Source organism: Sorangium sp. So ce185, assembly GCF_051526825.1.
GTDB lineage: Bacteria > Myxococcota_A > Polyangia > Polyangiales > Polyangiaceae > Sorangium > Sorangium cellulosum_D.
Genome location: NZ_CP150316.1, coordinates 1621483 through 1647486, shown reverse-complemented (window position 1 = coordinate 1647486; position 26004 = coordinate 1621483). Strand labels below are relative to the sequence as shown.

Annotated in this window: 15 protein-coding genes; 6 read left to right on the top strand and 9 right to left on the bottom strand. The window is 74.1% G+C overall.

Annotated elements, in window-relative coordinates:
- Positions 1 to 75: 75 nt before the first annotated feature.
- The gene (ppk1, locus tag WMF26_RS06050) at positions 76 to 2439 is read right to left on the bottom strand and encodes a polyphosphate kinase 1 (protein ID WP_437999534.1); all 2364 of its coding nucleotides are present in this window, start codon (positions 2437 to 2439) and stop codon (positions 76 to 78) included.
- 43 nt (positions 2440 to 2482) lie between these two features.
- On the opposite strand from ppk1, the gene panC reads away from it, so the two are divergent.
- Positions 2483 to 3367 (top strand): pantoate--beta-alanine ligase, encoded by an 885-nt coding sequence (panC, locus tag WMF26_RS06045; protein ID WP_437999533.1) that lies wholly within the window; start codon positions 2483 to 2485, stop codon positions 3365 to 3367.
- Positions 3368 to 4072 (top strand): dTMP kinase, encoded by a 705-nt coding sequence (gene tmk / locus WMF26_RS06040; protein ID WP_437999532.1) that lies wholly within the window; start codon positions 3368 to 3370, stop codon positions 4070 to 4072.
- A 101-nt stretch (positions 4073 to 4173) separates the two neighbouring features.
- Here tmk and WMF26_RS06035 read toward each other — a convergent pair whose 3' ends face one another.
- Entirely contained in the window at positions 4174 to 5529 is a 1356-nt protein-coding gene (locus tag WMF26_RS06035; RefSeq protein ID WP_437999531.1) for a hypothetical protein, read from the bottom strand.
- A gap of 630 nt (positions 5530 to 6159) precedes the next feature.
- Here WMF26_RS06035 and WMF26_RS06030 point away from each other — a divergent pair.
- On the top strand, positions 6160 to 7290 hold the full coding sequence (locus WMF26_RS06030; protein WP_437999530.1) for a vWA domain-containing protein: 1131 nt from the start codon (positions 6160 to 6162) through the stop codon (positions 7288 to 7290).
- Positions 7291 to 7374: 84 nt separating this feature from the next.
- Here the strand turns inward: WMF26_RS06030 and WMF26_RS06025 are convergent, their stop codons facing one another.
- Positions 7375 to 8547, bottom strand: coding sequence for a tetratricopeptide repeat protein (locus WMF26_RS06025; RefSeq protein ID WP_437999529.1), 1173 nt, complete (start codon positions 8545 to 8547; stop codon positions 7375 to 7377).
- Positions 8548 to 8882: 335 nt separating this feature from the next.
- Between WMF26_RS06025 and WMF26_RS06020 the strand changes: the two genes are divergently transcribed.
- Complete coding sequence (locus tag WMF26_RS06020; RefSeq protein ID WP_020733166.1) at positions 8883 to 9104, top strand: YdcH family protein; 222 nt, start codon at positions 8883 to 8885, stop codon at positions 9102 to 9104.
- A 325-nt stretch (positions 9105 to 9429) separates the two neighbouring features.
- On the opposite strand, the gene WMF26_RS06015 is transcribed toward WMF26_RS06020, so the two are convergent.
- From WMF26_RS06015 to WMF26_RS05995, 5 genes are all read right to left on the bottom strand, one after another.
- Positions 9430 to 9942: a hypothetical protein gene (locus WMF26_RS06015; protein WP_437999528.1), complete on the bottom strand. Its 513-nt coding sequence runs from the start codon at positions 9940 to 9942 to the stop codon at positions 9430 to 9432.
- Between the two features lie 154 nt (positions 9943 to 10096).
- Entirely contained in the window at positions 10097 to 11320 is a 1224-nt protein-coding gene (locus WMF26_RS06010) for a serine/threonine-protein kinase (RefSeq protein ID WP_437999527.1), read from the bottom strand.
- Positions 11321 to 11359: 39 nt separating this feature from the next.
- Entirely contained in the window at positions 11360 to 12772 is a 1413-nt protein-coding gene (locus WMF26_RS06005; protein ID WP_437999526.1) for a serine/threonine-protein kinase, read from the bottom strand.
- 86 nt (positions 12773 to 12858) lie between these two features.
- Entirely contained in the window at positions 12859 to 14247 is a 1389-nt protein-coding gene (locus WMF26_RS06000) for a formylglycine-generating enzyme family protein (RefSeq protein ID WP_437999525.1), read from the bottom strand.
- Positions 14244 to 15656, bottom strand: coding sequence for a formylglycine-generating enzyme family protein (locus tag WMF26_RS05995; RefSeq protein ID WP_438002382.1), 1413 nt, complete (start codon positions 15654 to 15656; stop codon positions 14244 to 14246). The genes WMF26_RS06000 and WMF26_RS05995 overlap by 4 nt, the downstream gene beginning before the upstream one ends.
- A gap of 292 nt (positions 15657 to 15948) precedes the next feature.
- On the opposite strand from WMF26_RS05995, the gene WMF26_RS05990 reads away from it, so the two are divergent.
- Positions 15949 to 16896, top strand: coding sequence for a hypothetical protein (locus tag WMF26_RS05990; RefSeq protein ID WP_437999524.1), 948 nt, complete (start codon positions 15949 to 15951; stop codon positions 16894 to 16896).
- Positions 16897 to 16922: 26 nt separating this feature from the next.
- A complete protein-coding gene (locus WMF26_RS05985; RefSeq protein WP_437999523.1) occupies positions 16923 to 17957 on the top strand; it encodes a PEGA domain-containing protein in 1035 nt (344 codons plus the stop codon).
- Positions 17958 to 18083: 126 nt separating this feature from the next.
- On the opposite strand, the gene WMF26_RS05980 is transcribed toward WMF26_RS05985, so the two are convergent.
- Positions 18084 to 26003 carry a beta-ketoacyl synthase N-terminal-like domain-containing protein gene (locus WMF26_RS05980; RefSeq protein WP_437999522.1) on the bottom strand — a complete coding sequence of 2640 codons (7920 nt, stop codon included), beginning with the start codon at positions 26001 to 26003 and terminating at the stop codon, positions 18084 to 18086.
- Position 26004: the final 1 nt, after the last annotated feature.

Here is a 26004-nt window from a genome sequence, read left to right as displayed (position 1 = left end):
GATCATTGATCTTTTCTTCCGCCTTCCCGCCTTCATGTTCAATTTTGAGCACTGCCCGCCCGGGCGCGCCGTCGCTCAGGACAGGCCCTTCTTCTTCTTGCCGCCCTTGCGGTGCCGCGACTCCCCGTCCGGCGCGCTCGCGGGCACGCGGAGGATGTGGAAGCGCCCGCCGCCGCGCGCCAGCGGATCGCTGAGCTTCACCCGCTCGCGCGCGAGCTCGATGAAGCGCTGCTGCGACCGCAGCGGCGGGGCGCCGCCGGGCAGCTGGAGCTTGTGGTAGCTGCCGTCGCTCGCGAGCTCCCAGGTCTTCGCCGTGTCCGAGGTCACGGTGTTCAGCATGTCGTCGACGCGCGAGCGGATGGCCGGCTCGATGATCGGGACCATCAGCTCCACCCGGCGGTGGAAATTGCGCGGCATCCAGTCGGCGCTCGACATGTAGACCTCCTCGTTGCCGCCGTTCGCGAACCGGAACAGCCGCTTGTGCTCGAGGAAGCGATCGACGATCGCGCGCACCTGGATCCGCTCCGAGAGGCCCGGGATCCCCGGCCGAAGGCAGCAGATGCCGCGCACCGCGAGCTTGATGTCGACCCCGGCCTGCGACGCCGCGTAGAGCGCGTCGATGACGTCGACGTCCACGAGCGCGTTCATCTGCGCCACGATCTCCGCCTTGCGCCCGGCCCGCGCGTGCGCCGCCTCGCGCGCGATGAGCCCCAGCACCGCCTCGTGCAGGCCGAGCGGCGCCACGATGAGGCGGTTCCACTTGGGCGGCGCGCTGTAGCCGGTCAGCAGGTTGAAGAGCGACGTCATGTCCTCGCCGATCTCCCGGTTCGCGGTGAACAGGCCGATGTCGGTGTAGAGCCGCGCGGTCTGCGGGTTGTAGTTGCCCGTCGACAGGTGCACGTAGCGGCGCAGCTTGTCCTTCTCGCGCCGCACGACCAGCAGCGCCTTCGCGTGCGTCTTCAGCCCGAGCAGGCCGTAGATCACCTGCACGCCGCTCTGCTCGAGCGTCCTCGCCCACTGGATGTTGCTCGCCTCGTCGAAGCGCGCCTTCAGCTCGACGATGGCCGTCACCTGCTTGCCGCTCTCGGCCGCGCGCGCGAGCGCCTTCAAGATCGGCGAGTCACCGCCGGTCCGGTAGAGCGTCTGCTTGATCGCGAGGACGTTCGGATCGTCCGCCGCGCGGGAGACGAACTCGGCGATCGGATCGAACGACTCGTACGGGTGGTGCAGGAGCACGTCCTGCTCCCGGATGACGGCGAAGATGTCCTCGACGTCGCGGAAGAGCGGCGGGACCTGCGGCGAGAACGGCTCGTCGCGGTACTCGCGACGCTCGTCGTCCGCGACGATGCCCATGAGATCGGCGATGTGGAGCGGCCCAGGCACCCGGTAGACGGCGAGCGACGCGTCGACCTTGAGGGCGCGGCAGAGCCGCTGGACCGAGGTGCCGGCGCCCTCGCCGATGCCGATCTCCAGCCGCACGGCGTTGCCGCGGTCGCGCCGGCGGAGCTCGGCCTGGATGGTCTCGAGGAGGTCCTCGCCCTCCTCCTCGTCGATCTCGAGGTCCCAGTTCCGGGTGACGCGGAAGGGGTACGTGCCGCGCAGCCTGCCGGAGGGGAAGAAATCCTTCACGTGGCGGGCGATCACGTCCTCGAGCAGGACGAAGGCGCGCGTCGCGCCCTCCACGCGGACCTTCATCAGCCGGCTCAGCATCGGCGGCACCTGGATGACCGCGAAGCCGGGCTCCTGCGCCTCGTGCTCCCGGGAGAACATGATCCCGAGGTTGATCATCTTGTTGCGCAGGTGCGGGAACGGGTGCCCCGGGTCGATGGCGATCGGCGTGAGGATCGGGAAGATGTCCGTGCGGAACCGATCGTCGAGCGCGCTGAGCTCTGTCGGGCCGAGCTCGTCCGGCTTGACGATCACGATGCCGGCGCGCTGGAGCGACGGGATGAGGTCCGAGTTCCACAGCTGGTAGGCGTCGTCGACGAGCGCGTGGACCCGCGCGCCGATCGCCACGAGCTGCTCGTGCGGCGTGAGCCCGTCCGGCGGGACCTCCGCGATCGTGCGCAGCGTCTGCGCCTGCAGGCCGGCGACGCGCACCATGAAGAACTCGTCGAGGTTGGAGAAGAAGATGCTCAGGAACTTGAGGCGCTCGAACAGCGGCACCTCGTGCGATCTCGCCTCCGCCAGCACCCGCGCGTTGAACTCGAGCCACGAGAGCTCCCGGTTCAAGTAATGATTCGGGTCCCCCTCGATCGGGATCGGCCCCGACGCGGCAGGGATCGACACCGGGCCGCTCGCCGGGGCGGCGCTCGACCCCGACCTCGCGCCGGCCGAGTCGCCGGAGCCCGCGGCGGGCCGGTCGGCCTGAGCGGTATCCGAGTCGCCGCCTGGGCCGGAGGCGAAGGTGGTGTCGCTGGAAGAGGGCAGGTCGATCATGGTCGAAGCTCCGAATTTAGCCCAGGTCTGGTAGGGTCCGCCCATGGAATTCTGGCGACATCCGGACGAGCTGAGGCGCGCTTGCGAGCGGGCGCGCGCGGCGGGGCGCCGCGTCGGCCTCGTTCCGACGATGGGCGCGCTCCACGCAGGCCACCTCGCGCTGATCGCCGAAGCGCGGCGGAGAGCGGACTTCGTGGCGGTGACCATCTTCGTCAACCCGACGCAGTTCGGCGCGGGCGAGGACCTCGCGCGCTACCCGCGGACGCTCGAGCGCGACCGTTCCGCCTGCACCGAGGCCGGCGCCGCCGGCGTGTTCGCTCCGGACGTCGACGCGATGTACCCGCCCGGCGAGGAGACGCGCGTGCGCGTCGGCGCGACGGCGGCCCCGCTCTGCGGCGTCCACCGGCCCGGGCACTTCGAGGGCGTCGCCACCGTGGTCGCGAAGCTGCTCGCGCTCGCCGGCCCGTGCGTCGCCGTCTTCGGCCGGAAGGACTACCAGCAGCTCCAGGTGATCCGGCGGCTCGTCGCCGACCTGTTCCTGCCCGTCGAGGTCGTGGGGTCGACGACGGTGCGCGAGCCCGACGGCCTCGCCATGTCGTCGCGCAACGCCTACCTCTCGCCCGAGCAGCGGAGCGCGGCGCGCGCCATCCCGCGCGCGCTGGCCGAGGCGTGCCGCGCCTTCTCCCGCGGCGAGCGGCGCCCCGCCGCGCTCCTCGAGCCGGCGCGCGCGCGCCTCGCGGCCGTGGCGACGAGCATCGATTACGTCGACCTCGCCGACCCGGAGTCCCTCGCGATCCGGAGCGAGGAAGCCGCGGTCGGCGACCGGGCGCTGCTCGCGGTCGCCGTCCGCCTCGGGACGGCGCGCCTCATCGACAACGTCGTCCTCGGGGAGGACGCGCCGCCCGTCGCGGCCGAGGAGATCGGGTAGATGATGGCGAGGACGAGCGCCGAGCAGGAGGGCCCCACCCCGTCCCCGCGCCCGGCCGGACAGGCCGGCCGCGGCGTCTTCCTCGTCTTCGAGGGCATCGACGGCGCCGGCACGAGCACGCAGGCCGAGCGCTACGCGGCGCACCTCAGGGCCGCGCGGCGCCTCGTCCATGTCACCCGCGAGCCGAGCGCCGGGCCGGTGGGTGCGCTGCTCCGGCAGGTGCTGACCCACCGGATCTCGCTGCCCAGCGCCCGCCAGGCCGAGGTGATGGCGCTCCTCTTCTCGGCCGACCGCCTCGATCACCTCGGCGCGGAGGTCGAGCCGCTCCTCCGCGACGGGTACGTCGTGATCTCGGATCGCTACGACCTCTCGAGCCTCGCCTACCAGTCCACGACGGCGGCCGGCGGCGGGGAGCCCGGGGATATCCTCGAATGGATCCGGACGCTGAACCGTTACGCACGGCGGCCCGACGCCACGGTGGTGATCGACGTCGCGCCGGAGATCGCCGAGCAGCGGCGCCGCCGCCGCGGGGGGGCGGAGGAGCTGTTCGAGAAGACCGAGCTGCAGGCGCGGCTCGCGGAGGCCTACCGCCGGGCGGAGGAGCTCGTGCCGGGGGACCGCGTCATCCACATCGACGGGGGTGGCGCGGTCGAGGAGGTCTCCCGCGCGATCGCCGCCGCGCTCGCGCCGGTCGTGGAGCGGTGAGCCGGGGCGGCGGCTCCTCGAGCCGCCGCGCGGAGCGCGCAGCGCCCCTGTGCCGCCGCGCGCCCTCCGCGCCTCGCTGGCCCGAGCCTCCGAGTCGCGCGCTACGGGCAAGCCGCGTTCGCGATCTCCACGTCGTCGATGTTCCAGCTCGATACGGTGTCGACGAAGGAGTCCCGCCCGATCTCGTAGCCAAACCGGATCCGCAGGCGCGCGCTTTTGTGGGGGGTCAGGTCGTAACGGATCTTCGTCCAGGCCGGGTCGCGGACGCCTGGGTAGGTCCCCGACTCGAAGAGCACATGCCACCGGACGCCGTCGTGGACCTCGACCCGGTTCGTCATGTGGGGCGCCTCATCGCTGTTCAGGAGGCGCCAGAAGGTCAGATACACGCCGCCCTCGACATCGGCGTCGATCACCGGGCTCGTCAGATAGAAATACGGGTGAACGCCGGGAGGCGCGTTCCCTCCGATGACCACGCCGGCCACCCCGTTGTCCGGCGTCTCCGTATGATCGAGCGCCGGATCGGCGTGCCCGTAGCTCTGCCCGGTGGACGCCGCCGCCGGGCCGATCTGCCAGGTCGGACCGAGCTCCCACCCGGCCGCGTTGCTCTCGAACGTATCCCGGAAATAGACGGCCGGCGTCGCCGCGGCGCCGCCGCCCTGGCAGACGCCGGCCAGGCAGGACTCCCCCACGGTGCACCAGTCGCTGTCGACGCAGACGCCCCCGTCGGGGACCGAGCGCGCCGTGCACACCCCGGCGTCGCTGCAGACGCCGCGCGTGCAGCCGACCGTCTGTGAAGAGCACGACGCCCCGGGGGTAGGCATGGAAATACAGGCGCCGTGCTCGTCGCAGACGCCACGATTGCACTCGTCGGTCCCGGAGAGGCAGGCGCCGCCCGGCGCGATCGGCTCAGCATAGCAATTGCCAGAGCCCGGATCACAGGCGCCATCGTTGCACCCGGCGCTCAGCGCGCTGCAGTCCTTGGGGACGCCTCCCTCGCAGCGGCCGCTCTGGCAGGTCTTGCCGACCATGCACAGGTCGCCGGAGTCCGCGCACGGCGCGCCCTCGTTCCCGGGGACCGCCTCGCACGCACCGGTGGCCGGGTTGCACTCGCCCACATGACAGGAGTCCGGCACTTGGAAGAAGAAGCAATCCCGCTGGGTCCCGACGCACGCGCCGTCCGCGCACGCGGCGTTGAGGACGCAGCGATCTTCCGTCGCGCACGGCGCCCCGTCCTCCTTCGGCTCCACCCCGCAACGGGGCTCGCCGCGCGCGTCGACGCACGTGACGACATGACAGCTGTCCGGCTCGATACCGCAGTCCTCCTGCGCGCCGCCCTGACAGGCGCCGTCCGCGCACGCCTCGCCGACCGTGCAGGCGTCCCGGTCGTCGCAGGGCTCCCCGCCCGCGCTGGGGACGAGCTCGCACTTGCGCGTCGCCTCGTTGCACACGGCCGCCATGCACTGCGGCGTCGGGACGAGCGAACAGTCGATCTCGCACGGAGCGCCGGCCCCGCCCCCGCCGCCCCCGCTCGCGCCCGCCGCGCCGGCAGCGCCGCCGTCACCCGCCGCGCCCGAGCTGCCAGCGGACGTCGCGGTCGAACAGCCGAGATCCGTCAGGGCGACAGCGTAAATTACCCATGGAATCCACCTAGTCATGTTCGCCTCTCTCGAGCAATCGTGACGCACCTCGTGGGAATTACGCGTCCTTCGCGGCTGCGCAAGGAAACATGATGTTCCGGCGCGCGAGCACCCGGAACGGTCCGCGCGCGCCGCGGCCACCGGCGGCCGCGGCGCGCGCCGAACGCGGAACGCGGGGAGCAGCGCGCGGCGTCGACGAGCACACGAGGCCTCTCGCGCCGCGAGAGGCCGTGAGGAGCCACGAAAGCAAAGACAGCGACGAGAGCAAAGACATCACGTCGCCAAGAAGGCCCACAAACCGGAGAGCCCCTATCGCCCCTCCCTCGAGAGTTGCAGTATGCTGACGAGATCGTCTCGGAGCTCGGCCACCCCTCGATAGACAGACCACTTCGCGCGTGGAGCCCTCGCGACCGCGAGCCACATCGCATCAATTTGAAGAGGAGCGCAGAGATGTCCTTCCGACGTCATTTGGTGTTTGCCCCTTTCCTCGTCGCCGCCGGGCTGGCCGCGCCATCGGGCGGCTGCGCGGCCACCGACGAGAGGAGGCCCGCGCGCGTCGACCCGCCGGAGGACGGCGGGGACGGCGGCGGCACCTTCGGAGCGAGCGCCACGGGCGGAGGCGCGTCGCTCGGCGCGGGAGGGTTCGGCGCGACCGGCGAGGGCGGCTTCGACGAGGGGTCCTCCTGCGCCCAGACGAGCGCGGCGGCCGCGCTCATGCCGCTCGATATGCTCATTCTGCTCGATCGCTCCGGGAGCATGCTCGGCGAGAAATGGAGGGGCGTCACGAGCGCGCTCTCCACGTTCGTGAACGACGCCGCCTCCGCCGGGATGAACGTGGGGCTGACCTACTTCCCGCGCGGCAACAACGGAACGAACGACTGCGAGCACACGGCCTATGACGAGCTCGCGGTCTCCATCGGGGAGCTGCCGCTGCACACGCCGGAGATCTGCGCCTCCATCCAGGGCACCGCGCCGGGCGGGGGGACGCCCATGCGCCCGGCCCTCCAGGGGGTGCTCTCGAACGCGACCGCCTACAAGGACGCCAACCCGTCCCACAAGGTCATCGTCGTGCTCGCGACCGACGGCGATCCCTCCGGGTGCGCCGACAACACCGTCGCGAGCACCGCGCAGATCGCGCAGCGGGCGCTCAACTACAACGGTGTCCAGACCTACGTCGTCGCCGTGGAAGGCTCGACCGTGGCCAACCTGGATCAGATCGCCGCCGCGGGCGGGACGGCGCGCGCGTTCGACGTCACCGCGGACGTCGCCGCGTTCTCGGCGAAGATGGCCGAGATCCGCGCGTCGGCGCTGCCGTGCGAGCTCCTCATCCCCGCCCCGCCCGCGGGCGCGACGCTGGACACGAGCCGGGTCGCGGTGAAGTTCGCGACGGCGAGCGCCAGCGCGCTGGAGATCCCGAAGGCGGACGGCGAGGACGACTGCGGCGCGGGGCCAGGGTGGTATTACGACGACGAGCTGCTCCCGAAGAAGATCGTCCTCTGCCCCGCGTCCTGCAGGGCGGTGCAAGGCGAGGTGCATGCGAAGCTCGACGTGCTCTTCGGGTGCGAGCCGACGCTGAACTGAGCGCCGCGCGCCCGGCCGCCGCCCCCCGCGCATGGCCTAGGGCCACCGCCCGCGCGCGGCGCTCGGGCCGCCGCCCGCGCGGGATCACGGCCGCCGCGGCGCCTCGGTCTTCAGGGCGTCGAGCGCGGCCAGGAGCTCGGTCTCGGTGAACGGGAGCCGCGCCAGGGCCGCCTGCTCGTCGGCGAGCGAGAGCTCGATCTCGCGCTGCGCGTCGCGGGCCCGGAGCACCCACGAAGGCGCCTCCCCGGTGCGATCGCCGAGGCGCACGGTGCCCGCCAGCATCTTCTGCCCCTTCTCCAGGAGCACGCGGTAGCGCAGGCGCATCGCCCCCTCGAAGAGCTGCTTCTTCCTCGGGGTGTCGGCGCTCGGCGGCGGCGGGACCTGCATCACGTCGCGGTGGAGCTCCTTGTAGAGCTGCCCGATGCGGTAGCCGGCCATCGCCGACCAGTGGGCGTCGAGGCTCCGCATGGCCTCGGTGTAGGCGCTCTGCGCGTCGAGCAGCCCCTGGCAGCGCCGCTCCAGCGCCTCGGCGAAGTTCGCCGGCACCGGCGCGAAGGTGATCGCCTCGCTCCGGCGCCGCCGCACCTCGCCGAGCGCGAAGCTCACCTGCGCGAGCTCGAGCGGCGGCTTGCCCGCCTCGCCCAGCCGGTGCGCCTCGATGAGATCGCGCGCGAGCCCGACCTGACGCGCCGCCTCATCCACGAGATCCTGCTCGACGAGGCCGAGCGCGAGGGCGCCGCGCGCCTCGATCGCCTCGAGGACGCTCAGATCGCCGAGGCCGAGCAGGCGGCGCGCGACCTCGACGAGCTCGGGCCACCGCTCGAGGGCGGCCGCCGCGCGCGCGAGCCGGAAGAGGGCGCCGCGCGCGACCGCGTGGTCCGGGAAGCGCCGCGCGACCTCGCGGTAGCGCTCGGCCGCGAGCGCGCGATCGCCGAGCGCCTCGTGCGCGAGCCCGGCGTTGAACAGGCTGGGCGGCGCGACCTCGCCGTCCGGCGCGAGGCGGACCAGCCGATCGAACAGGGGCGCCGCCTCGCGCGCCTTGTCGGCCAGGAGCAGCGCGCGCGCCCGCTCGAACTCCGCCGCGAGCTCCGCGTCCGAGTAGGGCGAGACGACGACCGGCGCGAGCTCGACCGGCGACCGCGCCGAGGCCGCCTGCGGGGACCGCGCCGGGGCCGGCGCCGTGGCCTGGGAGGTGCATCCCACCAGGGCGACCACTGCGATCAGGACGGCGAGCGGGGCGATGCGTGGAAGCGACATGGCCCGGGAAGAATAGCCCCACGGTCGAGGTTGTCCCTCTCGCGCGGACGGAGACGGAGATGCCAGCCTGGCCGTCCGGAACGAAGGTGTACTGCTGTGCGCCTGTAGGGCAATCCCTGGTTTCAGCTGATGATCCGGGATGTTACAGAGGGTACCCCCCGACAAAAAGCCTGCATCGAGCCGCCATGATGCGGTAATCTCGCTTCGTTCAACAGGCCGCTGTTCGCTCATAGCTCGCGGCGGCGATCTCCTCTCCAGCGACGATCGGAACGAGGGCTTCTGCTGTGGGCTCTCGAAGGCATCACGGCCCTCTTGTGGGCCTTGGAGGTGGGTACATGAAGCATCAGATCATCTCTCCTCGCGCGGTGACGGCAGTCGGCCCGGAGCAGCGGCTGAGTATGGCGGAAGCGCGTCATCGCGAGCTCGATTCGCGGCTCAGGCAGCTGGGTCGACGGGCCTTCTTAACACCGGGGGAGAGGATGGAGGCAGCCCAGCTCAAGAAACACAAGCTCGCAGCGAAGGACGAGATCGAGTCGCTGCGCCGGCGGATGTCGTAGCGCGACCCGGCTGACCAGCGATCCCACAGCGCCGCGCACGGCGCCCCGCCCTACGTCTCCTCTCGCAGTTCCTGTCCAGGCCATCCAGCGCGCCCACACGGTGGGACGCTCGCACGAAGCGCACCACGAGCGCGCGGTGCAGTACCGGTGCGCGACGCGGGCGCGGAACGATGCAGGCGCCCGGAACGACGCGGACGCGCGGAACGACGCGGGCGCCCGGAACGATGCGCGAGCGCGGAACGATGCGCGAGCGCGGAACGACGCAGACGCGCGGGCGCCGGTGATGCGCAGGGGCGCGAGCACCGCGGACGCGGGCGCGCTGCGGTCAGAGCGTGGGCGCCGAGGGCTCCGGCGATTCGGCGGGCGATGCAGGCGCAGCGTCGGGCTGCGGCGCGGCTCCGGGTGCGGCGCCCTCCGGCAGCGTCTCGGCGCCGCCGTACACGTCGCGGTTGAGATCCGCGAGCGTCTCGGTGAGCCGGCCCTTCTGCTCGCTCGTGATGCCGCCGGGGGTCTGCTTCTCGATCGCCGCGGCGAGCCCGAGCCAGTGGCGCGCGTTGTCGCGGTAGCCCTTGCGCGGATCGGCGACACCGGTGCCCTGCGGCGCAAGATCGGCCAGGCGGTAGTCCGTCATGCCCCGGAGGTAGGCGTACTGCGCCCGCTCCGGGACCGAGAACGAGTCCATGTCGTGCTCGAGCACGCGGAACAGCGCCAGCGCCTGCTCGAACCGGTTCGCCTCGTAGTGGCTGCGGGCACGATCGAGATCCTGATTGTAGGTCGCGCAACCCGGCGCGAGGGCGAACGACGAGAGGAGAAGGACGCACGAGACCAGGCGGCGCATGCGCGGAGGGTATCTCCCGCGTCGCGGCGCGATCAAGCGGGAAGGCAGCGCACCGCGCGACACGGCGACGGGGGCCGCGATCGGAGCGGAGCGTCGAGGCGCCGCGCCCGAGGGTCGGGGGCCCGCCCGCGCGCCGCGAGACCGCCGGCGCCGCTCACCGCAGGAGGGTCGCCGCGAGCACGCCGCCCACCGCGAGGAGCGCGATCCCGAGCACGACGACCGCCCAGATCAGGCCGCGCACGGCCGGCGGCGCCGCCGCGACCGCGCCAGGCGCCGCCGCCGAGGCCAGGGGGGCCGCCGGGGCGCGCGGCGCGGCGGGGACCGACGGCGCGACGGCCGGCGGCGTCACGGCGGCGACCGCCAGCGTCGCGGCCGGCAGCGTCGCGGCGGCGGCGGGCGGGGCGGCGTCGCTCGAGGCCAGGGCGACGGTGTCGGCCGCGTCCCACGCCTCGGCCCGGGAGCCCGCGGCGGACGGCGACCGCGCGCCCGGGAGGCCCGCCGAGGGGCCGCGCTCCATCGAGTCGGCCGTGCCCGACGCCACCATGAACGCCTCCGCGAGCTCCCTGGCCGAGGCGAAGCGCGCGTCCGGATCGACGGCGAGCGCCTTGCGCATCCAGGCCTCGACCTCCGCGGGGATGCGCGCGGAAGGCGCCGCCGCCGACAGCGCGGGCGCGGGCGTCCCCAGGATCTTCGCGATGAGCGGGCCGAGGGCCGGGGCCGTGAAGGGGCGCTGGCCGGTGAGGCACTCGAAGACCACGATTCCCAGGGACCACAGGTCAGACCGGTAATCGACGCTCTTCAGGCCTTTCGCCTGCTCCGGGCTCATGTAGTAAGGCGTCCCGAGGAGCGCGCCGGTGCGCGTGGGATCCATCCCTGCGATGGAGAGCGCGTCCGTCGCCTTCGCCACCCCGAAATCGAGGATCTTGACGATCTCGCCGTCATCCTCGCGCGCCATGAAGATGTTCTCGGGCTTGATGTCGCGGTGCACGAGCCCGGCCTCGTGGGCGCGCGCGAGGGCGCGGCACACGTGAGACACGATCTTCGCCGTCTCCGACAGCGTGATTCGCCCGCGCGCGGAGAGCCGGTCGCGCAGCGTCTCGCCCGCGAGGCACTCCATCGCGATGTAGGGCAATCCATGGTCGGTCAGGCCATGGTCGAGCACCTTGACCACATGGGCGCTGCGGATCCGCGCGGCGAGCTGCGCTTCGCGATCGAACCGCGCGCGGGCGCTCGCGTTCTTCGCGACCTCGACGTCGATGAGCTTGATGGCCACCGGCGTGCGGAGCGACAGGTGCTCTGCCAGCCACACCGAGCCCATTCCGCCCTTGCCGAGGAGCCGGGCAAGGCGGTACTTCCCGGCGATACATTGACCTTCCATGGCGTGCGCTCACGGTAACGCGGAGCGCGCCGGTCGTCATCAGTACGGGAGTTGGTCGACGATCCCCCTCGCCGGCTGGCTCGGCGCCGGGGGCGTCACAGGCGGCGTCGCCGAGGGCGCCGGCGCCTTCGCCGCCGTACCGGAGGGCGCCTTGGGCGAAGGCCGCCTCGCAGGAGGCACGGCGGACGGCGCGGCGGCCTCCGCGGCGCGATCGTCTCGGGCGAGGGCGGCCGGGGGCGCCGCGCTCGGCGCGGGGGACGGAGGGGGCGCCGGGCCGGACGCGCGCGCGCCCGCCGCTTCGGCCGACGTGGACGCCGGAGGCGCGGGCGCGCCCTCCGCTGCGGCCGGCGTGGAGACCAGCGGGGCGGGCGCGTCCGCCGGAGGGCGACGGAGCGCCACGAACGCCGCGACGCCGATCGCCGCGAGGAGCGCGGCGCCTGCGCCCGCCCGCCTCAGCGACCTCGCGGGGCCGCCTCGATCCGTGACGGCGGCGGGCGCGGCGGAGCGCGGGGGCGCGGCGAGCGGCGCGAGCGCGCCGACCACCTTGCCGCCCGCGAGCGCGCCCGGCGACGCCGGGTCCGCGTGGCGGCCGAGGACCTCGACGAGGGGGCCGAGATCGGCGAGCCGATCCTCGCGCCGCTTCCGCAGGCAGCGGTCGAGCACGTCGGCGACGTCCGCGGGCAGGTCGGGGACGGCCGACCGGATCGACGGCACCTCGCGCTGCAGGAACGCCGTGTACATCTCGCCGAGGGTCTCGAATTCGAGCGGCCTCCGGCCGGCGAGCGCCTCGAAGAGGATGACGCCCATGGCCCAGATGTCCGCCCGATGATCGATGTCCTTCTCGCTCATCGCCTGTTCGAAGGACATGTAATGCGGCGTCCCGAGGATCGAGCCAGTGCTGGTGTTGGCTCCATGGGTCTCCGCGCTGATGGACGTCGGGTCGAGCACCTTGGCGATCCCGAAGTCGAGCACCTTGGGCACGCACCCGCCGGCCTGGGGCTCGGAGAGGAAGATGTTGTCCGGCTTGAGATCGCGGTGGACGATCCCCTTGTCGTGCGCGGCGCGGAGCGCGGCGGCGACCGGCGAGAGGAGCCGCGCCGCCTCGTGGAGGTGCAGGGCGCCCCTCCGCCTGCGCAGCGCGGAGAGCGGCTCGCCGCGGAGCAGCTCCATGACCATCACGGGCGTGTGATCGTCGCCCTCGAAGACGTCGAGCACCTCGATCACGTTCGGGTGCTGGATCGCGGTCGCCGCCCTGGCCTCGCGGAGGAAGCGCCGAGTCTGCGCGGTGTCGGCGACGCCGCGGACGACCTTGAGCGCCACGTCGCGCCCGGTGCCGAGGTTCCTGGCCGCGTACACCTCGCCCATCCCCCCGCGGCCGATGAGGCGCTCGATCCGGAAGTGCCCGGCGACGACCTTGCCGGCCGGGAAGGAGCCCTGGAGATCGTCCGACACGAGCGCAGCGTACCGTGGTTCCCGGCCGGACCCAATCCTCGGCGGCGCGGTCACATCGGTCACACCGGTCACATCGATCACATCGATCACATGGATTGCGCGCACCGGAAGCCCGTCGCCTGATTGAACGTCGACCGCCCGTCATGGCTGCGCGCGGTGGCCTGCGCCGAGAGCTTGTAACCCGCCCAGGAGCTCCCGCGATAGGAGAAGGCCTGCGCCGCCCCGGGCGCCGGCGCGCGGCACACCGGATCGACGAGGAGCGCTCCACCCGGCCGCCAGCACGGCGCCGTGTAGGGGGCGAAGGTGTCGGCCACCCACTCGGACATGCTGCCCGCGAGGTTCCGGACGCCGAGCGCGGTCACGTCGCCCGGCGCGCCTCCGGCGACCGGCCCCCAGGGCACCGTCCCGCCGAGCGGGCGACAGCCGGCGTTCTCGAACACGCCCGCGTCGGCTTCCATGGGGTGCCGGCCCCTGCCGAGCAGGGCCGTCGCGCAGAGATCGCCGGCGTTGCCCCACGGATAGGCCGTCTCGTCGGCGAGGTTGCCGGCCGTATATTCCCACTCGGCCTCGGTCGGGAGCCGCTTCCCCAGCGCGGAACAGACCTCCTCCGCCTGCGCGTGCGTGACGCAGTTGACCGATAAGGCGTCGTCGTCGCGAACCTCGGCGCCGAGGTACGTGCACGCGCCCCGGCCGGACCCCGGCGCGTCGAGGTCCCGGACGCCGGGCTCGGACCGGAGCTGCCCTGTCGCCACGAGCTCCCGGACCGCGCCCACGGTCACCTCGTCCACGTCGATGGCGAAGGCGCCGAGCTGCACGAGGTGCTCGGGCTGGCTCAGCTCGTCGAGGTCGACGGCGAAGCTCGGTCGGGGCGCGCCGAGCAGGAAGACCCCCCCGGGCACGCACACCATGCCGGCGGGCGCCGGCCCCGCGCAGGGCACCAGGGCCGCGCCCGGCCAGGAACCGGGCCGGGGCTGGGGCTCGACGTCGGAGAGCAGCGGGAGCACCGGCTCCGGCGCGAGCGCGCCCGTCTCCGGGTCGCAGGTCGCGCCCTCCTCGGGGGCGCTCGGGACGCCGAAGCAGCGCATGGACAGGTCGAGGGCCACGCGCGTCTCGCCCTCGAGCAGCGGCGGGAGCACGGCGACGGCGTCGATCAGCGCCGCGGCGTCGGGCAGGCCGTCCGGGCCCGCCTGCTCGGCCCGGTAGAGCCGCGCGCGGACCCGCACGGCGGCGCCCTCGCTCCGCGGGACCACACCGAAGCTGACCGGGAGGCTGTCCGGCCCGTCCACCCCGATGAGCCGCATGCACCCGGTGCAGCTCGCGTCGGTGCCCATCACCTCGAGCAGCAGGTGATCGCCGAACCGGGGCACCGGCGCGTCCGTCGAGACGCTGACGAGCCACTGGCGAGGCTCCGCTCCGCACCCGGAGAGCAGGAGCCCCGCGGCCGCGAGCGCCCCCAGGGAGCGCCGGGCCGTCACGGTGCCCCTCCCGCGTAAACGCACCGGAAGCCGTGCAGCGCGTCCAGCACATCGCCCCTCCGGAACGCAGCGCGGGTGTTCGCGGGGCCGCTGGCCCAGTCTCCCCCGCGGGCAGCGCGCGACCTGGTGGTGTCGTCGTCGCACCGGGGATCGACGAAGATCCCGGGAGCGCCCCAGCAGCCCTCTCCGTAAGGAACCAGCCTGTCGGCGCACAGCTCGCTCAGGTTCCCGCCGAGATCCAGGACGCCATCCCTGGACACGTCGCCGAGGCCGCCGCACGCCGCCGACGGCGGATGGGCGCCGACCTCCTCCGGCCCCGTCCCGCCGGGGCACAGCGTCCCGCGCCCAGCGCTCGCCGTGCAGCACGCGGGCGACGCGTCGCCCCAGGGATAGACGCGCCCCTGCCCTCGACCTCGCGCGGCGTGCTCCCACTGCGCCTCGGTGGGCAGATCGCCGCCGCTCGCCCTGCACGCCTCCCGCGCCAGCTTCCACGAGAGGCAGTTGAGGGGGTGATCGTCGTTCGCGCCGTCCGCGGCGCCGAGCCAGCGGCAGCCCGCGAGCGCGCCCCTGTCCGGATCGGGCCCGCTGGGGAGCTCGCCCGCCGCGGCGAGGAGGCCGTCGTTCAGCAGATCGCGGAAGCGGCCGACCGTGAACTCCGTGCGACCCATGAAGAAGGGGCTCACGTAGACCGGCCGCGGGGGCGCGGCGGCGGCGTCGCTCTGCTCGTCGACGTCGGCGAGCTCGGCCTGGCCGAGGAAGCCGAGCCCGCCCGGGATGCAGACGGCGTCGGCGCCCGGCGGCGCGGCCCCGCAGGGCACCTCGCGCGCGCGGCGCCATGTGCCGGCCCGCGTCGCGGAGGCCGGGCCGACGACGAGGCCCTCGGCGGGGGCCGCCGCGCGCCGGGAGCCGTCGAGGCACGTGCGCGGCGGATCGCGCAGCGACACGGGCACGCCGAGGCAGTCGGCGGAGAGCACGAGCAGGGCCGTCTCCACGCCGGACGCGGGGAGCGCGACCTCGAGCAGCCGGTCGATCGCGGCCTCGGGCGGAGGATCGATGGTCGAGAACGCCCTGCCCTCGACAGCGTCCTTGCCTCTCGTGGCGACGGCGCCGCGGAACGCCCGGATGCGCAGGCGGAGCACGGCGCTGCCCGCCTCGGGCGTGGCCACCCCGAAGGAGAACGGCCAGGACGACGGATCCGGCAACACGAAGTTGGCCGTGCAGTCGACGTCGTCGATGCAGCTCGGGCGCCACGCGTCGTCGAACCTGTCGATACGCACCGTATCGACGACCGCCTCCGGAGAGATCGACGGATCCGCGAGGAGCTGCGCTGCGACCGGCGCGTCGGTGTCCACGACGACGAGGAGCTGCGGTCGCTCTCGCCCGCCGCAGGCGCCCGAGTGCACAGCCATGCTGATCACGGCGAGACTCGAGAGCGCGCGCCTCGGTTCCACCACGTTCCGCCTTTCTCGTTGCCGTTCGACCTGCGCCAGGGGTAGCATTCACTGCTACCACCTAGGAGAGGCAGAGCCAAGAAAGATCGAAGGAAGATCGAGTACGAAGATCGAGTACGAAGATCGAGTACGAAGATCGAGTACGAAGATCGAGTACGAAGATCGAGTACGAAGATCGAGTACGAAGATCGATTGCCGCTCTCGCCGACCGACGAACGCCAAACGCTGCTACCGCTCGCGAGGAGATTGTATGTCGTGGGTAACCCGGCCCGTGCTCGCCGCGCTCTCTCTCTCCCTCGCGGCGGCGCTCTCCCCCGCGTGCGACGGGGGCCCCCTACCCGCGAGCTCGGGGACGTCGACGAGCACGGGATCGGGGATCGGCGGAGGCGGCGGCGCCGGCGGAGGCGAGGTCACCTACCGGACGAGCGCGTGCGGCGCGTGCGTCGTGGAGACAGCGTGCGTGTCCCAGGTGAACGCCTGCGCGGCCGATCCGGGCTGCGCCGCCTACCTCGACTGCCTCGACGCGTGCCCGCTGGGCCCGAACGGGGACGCGGACGTCGCGTGCGAGAGGGCATGTCCGCCCGTCTCCGGCTCCGCTGGCCAGAGCGCGCAGCAGGCCTTCATCGACTGCCGCGCCTCGGGTCCGGGCGCGCGGTGCGCCGGCTGCGGCCAGGTCCCCGCCGCGAACGACCCGGACTTCAACCAGACGTGCCCGCCGTCGATGGAAGAGAACGAGTGTTACAAGTGCGAAGACGAGCGCTGCTGCGAGACCTACCAGGCGTGCAAAGACGACCAGGACTGCCAGGATCTCGTCGCGTGCATCAAGGCTTGTCCCGGGGGCGCGGACTACCCGCCCTGTGAGGGCCAGTGCTACCAGGATCACGCCGCCGGCTACGAGCGCTACGGTCACCGGGTCGCCTGCATGGAGCACTTCTGCTTCGACGACGACGCCTGCGGCGAGGAGCCGCTCCACCCTTGTGTCGAGTGCCAGATCTCGCACTGCGCCGACGAGATGGCGGCTTGCCATCACGATCTCCAGTGCGCGTTGCTCGAGAGCTGCCAGGTCCAGTGCGAATCCGGGGACCAGGCGTGCCTCACGGCGTGCGAGGAGACGTTCCCGACCGCGGTGGAGACGCACAACGCTCGCCTCGGCTGCGCGCTCGCCCACTGCTTGCCCTCCTGCGGCGGGACCGAATGACGAGGCCGTCGGCGGAGAGCGGCGCGATGCGGACGCGATGGATCCTGGGTGGCCTGGTCGTGGCGGGGTTCGCGCTCTTGGCCGAGGGGCGCGCGAGCGCCGAGGAGCCGAGCGGGCACGCGGCTCCGGCGGAGGCGCCGGCGGCGGACGAGCGCACCGCGCGCGGTAGGGCGGCGTTCCTGCTCGGCGTGCAGCGGTCGAAGGACGCGCAGTGGGGCGAGGCGCTCGCCGCCTTCGAGGAGGCGGCGGCGGCGCGGGACGCGCCGATCGTGCAGTACAACATCGGCTTCTGCGAGCGCGCGCTGGGCCGCTACGTCGCGGCGCGCCGCACCTTCCGCCGCGTGCTCGCGAGCGCGGACGGCCTCGCGCCCGCGCAGCTCGACGACGCCAGGGCGTTCGTCGCCGAGCTGGACGAGCTCGTCGTCCGCGTGGCGGTGACGCTGGATCCCGCGGGGACGCCGCTGACCGTGGACGGGCGCCCGCTCCGCCTGGACACCGAAGGCGGAACCAGGGTCTTCGTCGCGCTTCCGGGGCCGGCGGGGCGCGCGGAGGCGCCGGCGGAGAAGACCTTCACGGTGGAGCTCGATCCCGGCGTCCACCTCTTCCGGGCGGCGCGGCCGGGGCGGCAGGATGCGTTCGTCCAGAAGACCTACCGGCCCGGGGAGAGGGCCACGCTCGATCTCCGGCTGGACCTCCTCCCCGCGCGCGTCGCGGTGCGCGCCGAGCCGGCGCAGGCGCTCGTCCGCGTGGACGGCCGCGAGGCCGGGCTCGCGCCGATCGACATCGAGCGGCCGCCGGGGAAGTACCGGATCGAGGTGGTGCGCGACGGGTTCGAGACGTACGCGGCGACGCTCGATCTGCACGCGGGGCAGCGGGCGGATCTGACGGCCAAGCTGGTCCCGGTGCGACCATCGGTGCTGAAGACGTGGTGGTTCTGGACGGGCGCGGCGGCGGTGCTGGCGGGGGGCGCGGCGCTGACATACGCGCTGACGCGACCGCCGCCGCCCTACGACGGGGGGAGCCTGAACTGGGTCGCGGAGCCGACGGCGATCCGGTGGTGAGGGAGGTGGCGGCCAGGAGCGACGACGAAGGCGGAAGCAGGAACAAAGCTCAACGATTTTGCATATTTGTCGCGAGCTCCCGTTGCGCCGTGCGATCAAGCCTGAGGGGTGTCGTCCCCGCCCGGCTCACCCCACGAGCCGCCTCCCCAGGAGCCGCGCCGCCAGCTTCCGCAGCCAGTCGGCCCGCCGCGCGTCAGGCGGCGCGAGCCGCCCCGTGCGCGCGGCCTCCACGATCGCGGCCGTCTCGGGCGTCGGGTCGGCGCACGCCTCCAGCACCCGGAAGACCGTCGCGTCCTCGTGCCCGACCCCCGCCTCCGCCACCCACGCGTCCACCGACGCCGCGAACGCAGGGTCGCCGGGGAACGGCTGCTCGACCTCGTTGCTCGGCCCGAGCCCGTTGATGCCGGCGATCACGAGGTCCTTGCGCTCCTTGTAGGTCAGCCCCGCGAGCTCCTCGGGCAGCAGCGGGCGGCCGATCCAGATGTCCTGCACGCCCATGCCCAGCGGGAACTCGAGCCGCTTCTCGAGCGGCTCCGGCGGCAGCGCGCCGGCGAAGCGCACCGGCACCACCGGGACGCCCACCGCGAGCGCCATGTCGATGAACGCGCCGCTCATCTTCCGCACCGGCGTGCGGCACTCGAGCGACCTCGTGCCCTCGACGTGCACCATCACCCCCTTGCCCGAGCCCTGCATCTCCGCCCCGAGCTCCGCGATGATGCCCCCGAGCGACGCCTTGTCCTCGCGATCGAAGTACGTGATCACCTTCGGATCGCGCGCGCCCGGGTACGCGAAGCAGTGCGCGAGCATCGTGCCGAGCCACGTGGTCCGGTGCTCGGCCTTGGCCAGCGTCACCGTGGAGACCTCCGTGAGCCCGGAGACGGCGATGCCGAACAAGAGCGACTCGACGCCGACCTGGTGGTTGCCCAGGTAGAGCAGGCTCCGGCCCTTCACCGCGCGGAACGCGGCGGGATCGGCGACGTGCACCCGGCGGATGAACCGCTCGATGAGGCCGAAATACAGGTCCTCCGCGGGCCACCGGCCGAGGCCCATGGCCGCGCCCCAGTAGCGGCGCACCGGCGCGATGTCGATCGCGGGCGGGCCCGCGTCGCGGACCACGACCTCGGAGCCCTCGCGCGCCACCGCGAACGGCCAGCGCGTCAGCGGCTGCGCCGAGGAGACCCCGGCGAGCGAGACCGTCGACGGGTGCACGCCGGCGCGCCGCGCGACGTGATCCTTCACGGCCACCGCCTCGACGAGATCGCCCGACGCGTCGTACAGGTGCGCCACCGTGCCCGGCATCCAGTCCATCGTGCGCACGTCGGCCGGGCTGCAGCGCGCCTCGCCCGACGCCGCGTCGACCCGCGAGACGCCGAGGTCGACCGGCGCGCGGTCGCGCAGGAACGCCCGGCGGATCCCGGGCGGCGCGCCGCCCACCGACCCCTGCGGGAGCAGCACCTCGACGAGGCGGAGCTCCAGCCAGACGCGCTCGCCGGCGGCCTCCGCCCCGGCGCCCGCGATGGCCTGCACCCGGAACGAGACGAAGCGATCGTCGCGGCCCTCGTAGCGCACCTCGACGCGCACCGGCGCCTCGGGGATCGGCCCGTAGAGGCGCAGCGACGGGATGCGCGACGGGAACGCGATGTGCGCGGGCGGGCTCGCCGGATCCCACTGGAACAGCCGGTCGTGCGGGATGGTGTGGGTCAGCGCGTCGAGCATGCCCTGGTGCAGCGTCCCGGGAGGCACCGAGCCCTTGCCGGGATCGAGCACCGCCGAGGAGCCGCGCGCGCCGAGCCGGAGCGAGGTCAGGTACTGGAACGCGGGGCCGTGGAACAGCGTGCCCGCCGCGTAGGGATCGTCGGCCTCGGGCGCGTCGAGCGCCGGCTCCGGCGCGGGCGCGGGCGGGTACGCGCCGGCCACGCGCACGCGGCCGGTGCACACGGGCTCGAACCGCGAGAGCGCCGGGTTCGAGGCCTCGCGCCACGCGAGGAGCCGCACGTCGAGGACATCGCCCGTGCCGGTGGCCTCGGCCTTGATGCGCACCGGCCCCGGCACGGTCAGCCAGCGGAGCACCACCACGTCCTCCACGGCCACGACCACGCTCCCCGGGCGCGCCCGCAAGGCGGCGCCGGCCAGCCGATCGACCATGCTCATCCCCGGGAGCGCCGGGACCGTCCAGGTGGGGCAGTGGTCCGCCACCCAGCCGGCCGGATCCAGCACCTCCTCGGCGCCCTCGGCCTCCGGCGGCGCGGCGCGCCCCGCGAGCGCTCGCGGGCTCCGGCCCTCGGCCTCCGGCGGCGCGGCGCGCCCCGCGGCCTGCTCGTTCGGGCGGGATCCCTGGCTCCGGAGCACGGCGCCCGGCAGCGAGGCGAGGTGGCGCGCGCCGCCGCGCGGGTCGAAGCCGACGTCGCGGCGCGCGCGGGGCGGCGAGGCGCCGTCGACGATGCGCACGCCGAGCGTCGCGCCGTAGATGCGGAGGCCGTCCACCCAGAGGTAGGACTCGGCGACGACGTACGGCCCGCGATCGTCGCGGCCGACCTCGAGGATGTCGGTCTCGACCGTCACCCGCCGGCTGCTCGGCAGCACCTGGCCGCGGTAGCGCCAGCTGTGCTCGTGCCCCGTCATCACCGGCTCGAACCGCGGGTCGCGGAGGCCCGCGTGGAGGTCGTGGTGCAGCATCCAGAACTGGATCGTCTGCAGCATCGCCTCGATGCCGAGCGAGCCGGGTTGCACCGGATCGCCCAGGAAATGGGCCTTGAAGAACCACTCCGACGGCTGGACGTCCCGCCGCGCGTGCAGCCGGCCGAGCCCCTTCCGGCCGCCGCCCTGCCACAGGCCGTCGATGCGGTCGATCATCAGCAGCGACGGCCGCGCGAGCCCGAGCTTGCCCCCGCAGTACCGCTCGGGGCGCGCGCGGAGATCGACCTCGAAATCGGACGGCGCGTCCAGCGCGGCGACCTCCTCGGGCTTCGGCGGGATGCCGATCTGCGTCGCGAGCGCGGCCTTCGGGAAGAAGCCGAACACCGTGTCGAGGTCGTACACCCGGATGGCGCCGACGCTGCACTCGACGCGGAACGACAGGATGATCATGCCGCCCGACCGCGAGATGTTCGTGAGCTGCGACGTCGTGCGCAGCGCGCCCGCGTCCGGCAGCACCTCGGCGCGCACCGTGCCCTTGCCGTCGAGGTTGCGGAAGTACAGCGCGCCCTCGCTCGAGAGCGCGCAGCCGGCGTAGCTCGCGAGCCAGCCGCACGTCTGGAGCGCGGCCTCGAGCACCACCGCGAACGGCATGGTGAGGCTCGCGTTCTCGTCGAAGTACCAGGCGTCCGCCGGGACGTCGTACTCGACCTCGACCTTCGCGCCGGCCTTCATCGCCGCCATGGGGCTCGAGACCGAGAGGACCCGGCTCATGAAGTGGTACGGCGGGCCCGGGAGCCGCGCGACGTGCCGGCCCTCGTCGAACCTGCGGTAGAGCGGGCCGAACGCGTCCGACGGCCTGCCCCAGGCGCACGAGAGCAGGCTCTTGTAGTCGAACGGGAACCCGCCGGCGTCCACGGCGCCGCCGGCGGGCGGCGCGCCGAGCTCGGACCAGGGGACCCGCGCGACCGGCTTCGGCTCGACGTGGCCGTCGAGCAGCTCGGGGGCGCTCGAGAGCGGCCAGTCCGGCCGGAGGCGCAGGCCGACGCGGCGGGCATGGAACGCCTTGAGGCCGTCGACCGTGCACAGGAAGTCAGCGAACACGGTCGGCTGGGGGCCGTCGTGGACCTCCTCGACGAAGACCTCGTACGTGAGCAGCCGGCTCTGCGGGACCACCTGGCCGCGGCAGCGGAGCAGGTAGGGGATCTCGGGCACGGGCTCGAAGCGGAAGCCGTCCGCGTCCACCGTGAAGCCCATGGCCGCCATGTAGAACGCGAGCGCCTGGAAGCAGCCCTCGAACATGAGCGTGCCCGGCATGCACGGGTCGTCCTTGAAGTGGCCCTCGAAGTACCAGCCGTCCTTCGTGATCGGCAGCGTGGCCCTGAGGTAGCCGCGCTTCCACGGGCCGCCCGCCGGGTCGAACACGTCGACGCGCTCGAAGAACAGCATGGGCGGCGCGCTGATCCGCGGCGTCCGGACGTGGGTGCTCAGGCGCTCGAAGCCGGGGCCGAACGCCGCCGCGCCGTCGCCGGCCGCGAACGCGAGGAGATCGGCGCGGTCGAAGGCGGATTTCTGGCAGGCGATGCGCGGCGGATCGAGGCGGGCGGTCGCCGCGTGCTCGGCGGAGTCCGCGTCCCAGAGGACGCCGCCCGAGTTCGCGAGCTCCTCGTCGGTGAAGAAGCCGGCCTGGCCCTTGCGCGTCTTCAGGCGCAGCTCGCCGTTGATGCGGCAGTCGTAGTGGAAGAAGAAGAGGCGGACGTCGCCGTGCTTCGCGTGCCCGTCGACGTGGATGTCGTAGACGAGGGTGTCGCCCGGGCGCGGCAGCCCGCCGTAGAAGGTGAGCTCGCAGCCGAGCAGCCGGTAGACGCGCTCGCCCTTGTTCTCGAAGTCCGCGCCGAGCCAGCTGATGAGCAGGAGATCGGCCTGGCCGCTCTCGATCATGATGCCGGCCGGCATCGCGCCGTCGTGCAGGTACCAGGAGTCCCACCGCACGTCGGTCTCGGTCCACATCGTGCCGAGCTTCATCGAGCCGGGCTCGGCGTCGATCCCGGTGACCCGATCGGCGAGCAGCAGCGGCGGCATGGGCATGCGCACCTGGCGGCGGTAGCCGTCCTGCCGGGCGAAGAGCGGGCCGAACACGTCGGAGATCCGGCCCGAGGCGAGGTGCTCGAGCTGCTCGCGGCTGAACCGGGGACCGCGCGGCGCGAGGGCAGCCGCCGCGGGGAGGTCCGGCGCCGCGGCGTGGCGCGGCGGAGGCGGCGGCGCGGCGGCGGAGGCGCGCGGCGGGGGCGGCGACGCGGCGGGGGGGCGCGGCGGATCGATCGACCGCGGCGGCTCGACGGGGCGCGGCGACTCGGCGCGGGGCGGGCGCGGCGGCTCGACGGGGCGCGGCGCCTCGACGCGGGGCGGGCGCGGCGGCTCGACGGGGCGCGGCGCCTCGGCTCGGATCAGGCGCGGCGCCTCAGACGGCCGCGGCGACTCGGCGCGGACCGGCGCGACGGGGACGACCTGCGCCGACGGCGCCGCGTGCACCGCCGCAGCCGCGCCGGACGACGCCTCGACGAGCGCGTCCAGCGCGCGCTGCCGCATCTGCAGGAACCGGCGGTGGACCTGGGCCTGCTGCTCCGCCCACGCCTTGTGGATCTGCGCCATCTGGACGGTGAACGCCGCGGCGCCGGCGATCACGTCGCCGGGGATGTCCACGGCCGCGGCCTCGACGAACGCCGGCGCCATCGTCAGCGGCGCGACCGCGGTGTCCGCTGCGGCCTCGACGAGCGCCGGCGCGACCTGCAGCGGCTCGACCGCGACGCCCTCGGCCGCGGCCTCGACGAGCGCCGGCGCCATCGGCGGCGGCTCGTCCCAGGACGGCGGCGAGGCCGCGTCGGCGGCAGAGAACCCCGTGGGCCCGGGGTACAGCGGCGGCAGGTCGTCGAGGGCGGACGGCAGAGGCGGCGCAGGTTCCATCGAGTCTCCAGGGGATGAGCGGGGGGCCGCGCCGGGCACGACGATCGCCGGCGGGTGGGCGGGGAGCGTGAGCGCCGGCCCCGCCGAAGGTCGCGGCGGCGGGAGCGGCGCGGCCGGACCGCCGGCCCCGATGCGGACCGACAGCGAGCCCCCGCCGAGGCCGGCGCAGCGGACCTCGGCGACGCGGACGTCGTCGGTCCACGGCGCTCCGTCGGGCTTCCGGGCATGACGGCAGGCGAGCACCGCGGCGGCGACGTGCAGCAGGCCGGAGGCGGCGTGCGCATGGCCGAACCGCGGCGCGAGATCCGTGGCCGACAGCACGAGGCCCGGCTCGGCCGGCTCGTCCACGACCACGGCCAGGACCGGGTGCCGCTCCCGAACGGCGTCGTCGAGCCGCTCGAGCACGAGCACGACCGCGGCGTCGCCGGGAGGCAGGTGGACGCCGAGCGCCTCGAGCGCGGCCACGTGGGCGGGCTCGCACGAGAGGTCCACGGCGCCGACGATCGCCGCGTCCACGGCGCCCGCGCGCAGGGCGCGGGACGCGACGCGCAGCGCCCAGGGCCCGGAGAGCTCCTCCGCCGCGATCGTGAACGACGGCCCGCCGACGTCGAGGTGGCTGTTCAGCCGGTTCGCCGGGATGTTGGGCATGTTCCCGACGACGCCCGCCGCCCGGAGGGGCGCGATGATCGCGTCCTTGAGCGCGTCGACGTCGACCGACGGGCCGAGCCGCGCCGGCGCCGACTCGGCGAGCCGCCAGCGCGCCATGTACCGGCACACCTCGGTGTCGGCGCCCATGCCGATGAGCACGGCGGTGCGATCGCGCGGCAGCGCGAGCCCCTCGGTCGCCTCGATCGCCGCCTCGAGCAGCAGCGTCTGCTGGGCGAGCGCCTGCTCCAGATCGCGCGGCGGGAACCGGAGGCGATCCGCGGGCAGCGCCACGGTCGCGCGGCGGGGCTCCGCGCCGCCGCCCGAGAGGAGCGGCTCGGCGAAGGCGCGGACGCCGCTGAGCTCACCGACGCACACGCCCATCGCCACCACGGCCAGGTGGCCCGCCGGGGCGGGGCGCGCCGCCGGGGCGGCCGGCGCGGCGGGCGCGGCGCGGCCCTTCGGCGCGGCCGGCTCGTACGCCTCCACGAGCAGGTGCGCGTTGTTCCCGCCGAACCCGAACGCCGACAGGCCCGCGAGCCGCCGGCCCTCCCAGGGCTCGGCCCGCTGGAGCACCCGGAACGGGCTCGCCGCCACCGCGTCGCTCAGCGGATCGGCGTGCAACGTGGGCGGGCGGATCCCCGCCGCCATGGCGCCGAGCAGCTTGAGGAGCCCGGCCGCGCCGGCCGTCGTGACGAGGTGGCCGAGGTTCGACTTGAGCGATCCGAGCGGGACCTCGCGGCGGCCGAACACCTCGGTGAGGGTCGCGATCTCGGTCGCGTCGCCGAGGGGCGTGCCCGTCGCGTGGCACTCGAGGAGCGAGACCTCGCCAGGATCGACGCCGGCCATGGCGTACGCGGACCGCATCGCGCGCAGCTGGCCCTCGACCGCCGGCGCGAGCAGGCCGCGGCCGCGGCCGTCGTTCGACAGGCCGATCCCGCGGATCACGCCGAGGATGGGCCTCTGCGCGGCCTCCGCGTCGGCCAGGCGCTCGAGGACCACGAACGCCGCGCCCTCGGCCGGGACCAGGCCGTCGGCCGCCGACGAGAACGGGCGGCTGCGCCCGGTGCGGCTCAGGGCCGACAGCGCGCAGAACCCGATGTGCATGAAGAGGTCGTCCGACCGGCACACCGCGCCGGCGAGCATCCGGTCGACCTCGCGGTCCTGCAGGCGCTCGCAGGCGAGCGCGATCGCGTAGAGCGACGACGCGCACGCGGCGTCGAGCGCGAACGCCCCGGCCCCGAGGCCGAGCGCGTCGGCGAGCAGGTGGGCGGGCAGGCCCGACATGAACCGGTTGCGCGGATCGGGCCGCGCGACGCCGGCGAGATCGCCGAGCCACGTCGCCTCGGCCCACGCCGACATCGCCGACGAGGGGAACGAGAGGTTGCCGAGCACCGCGCCCGCGCGGTCGGACCTGCCCTCGTGGCCGGCCTCGCGCAGCGCCTCGCGGCCCGCGTAGAGCACCCACTGGAAGAGCGGATCGAGCGCGAGCAGCGACTCGGGCGGGCCGCTCCTCTTGGGGAACGGGTCCCGGGCGAGCACGCGGCGGAAGTGCTCGTCGAACCCGGCGACGTAGCCGCCGCGGTCGCTCCACGCGCGGTCCTTCGCGTCGCGCACGTCGCGCGCGCCGCGCCCGTCGCCCTGGCCGGAGGCGAGCGCGCGCTCGCGCGACAGGCGCCAGCGGCCGTCGGGGGCGGCGGACAGGAGGTCCCTGCCCGCGAGCACGTTGTCCCAGAGGGCCGCGGGGTGGAGCGCGCCGGGCAGGACGCACCCGCGGCCGACGATGGCGATGGGCTCGAACACG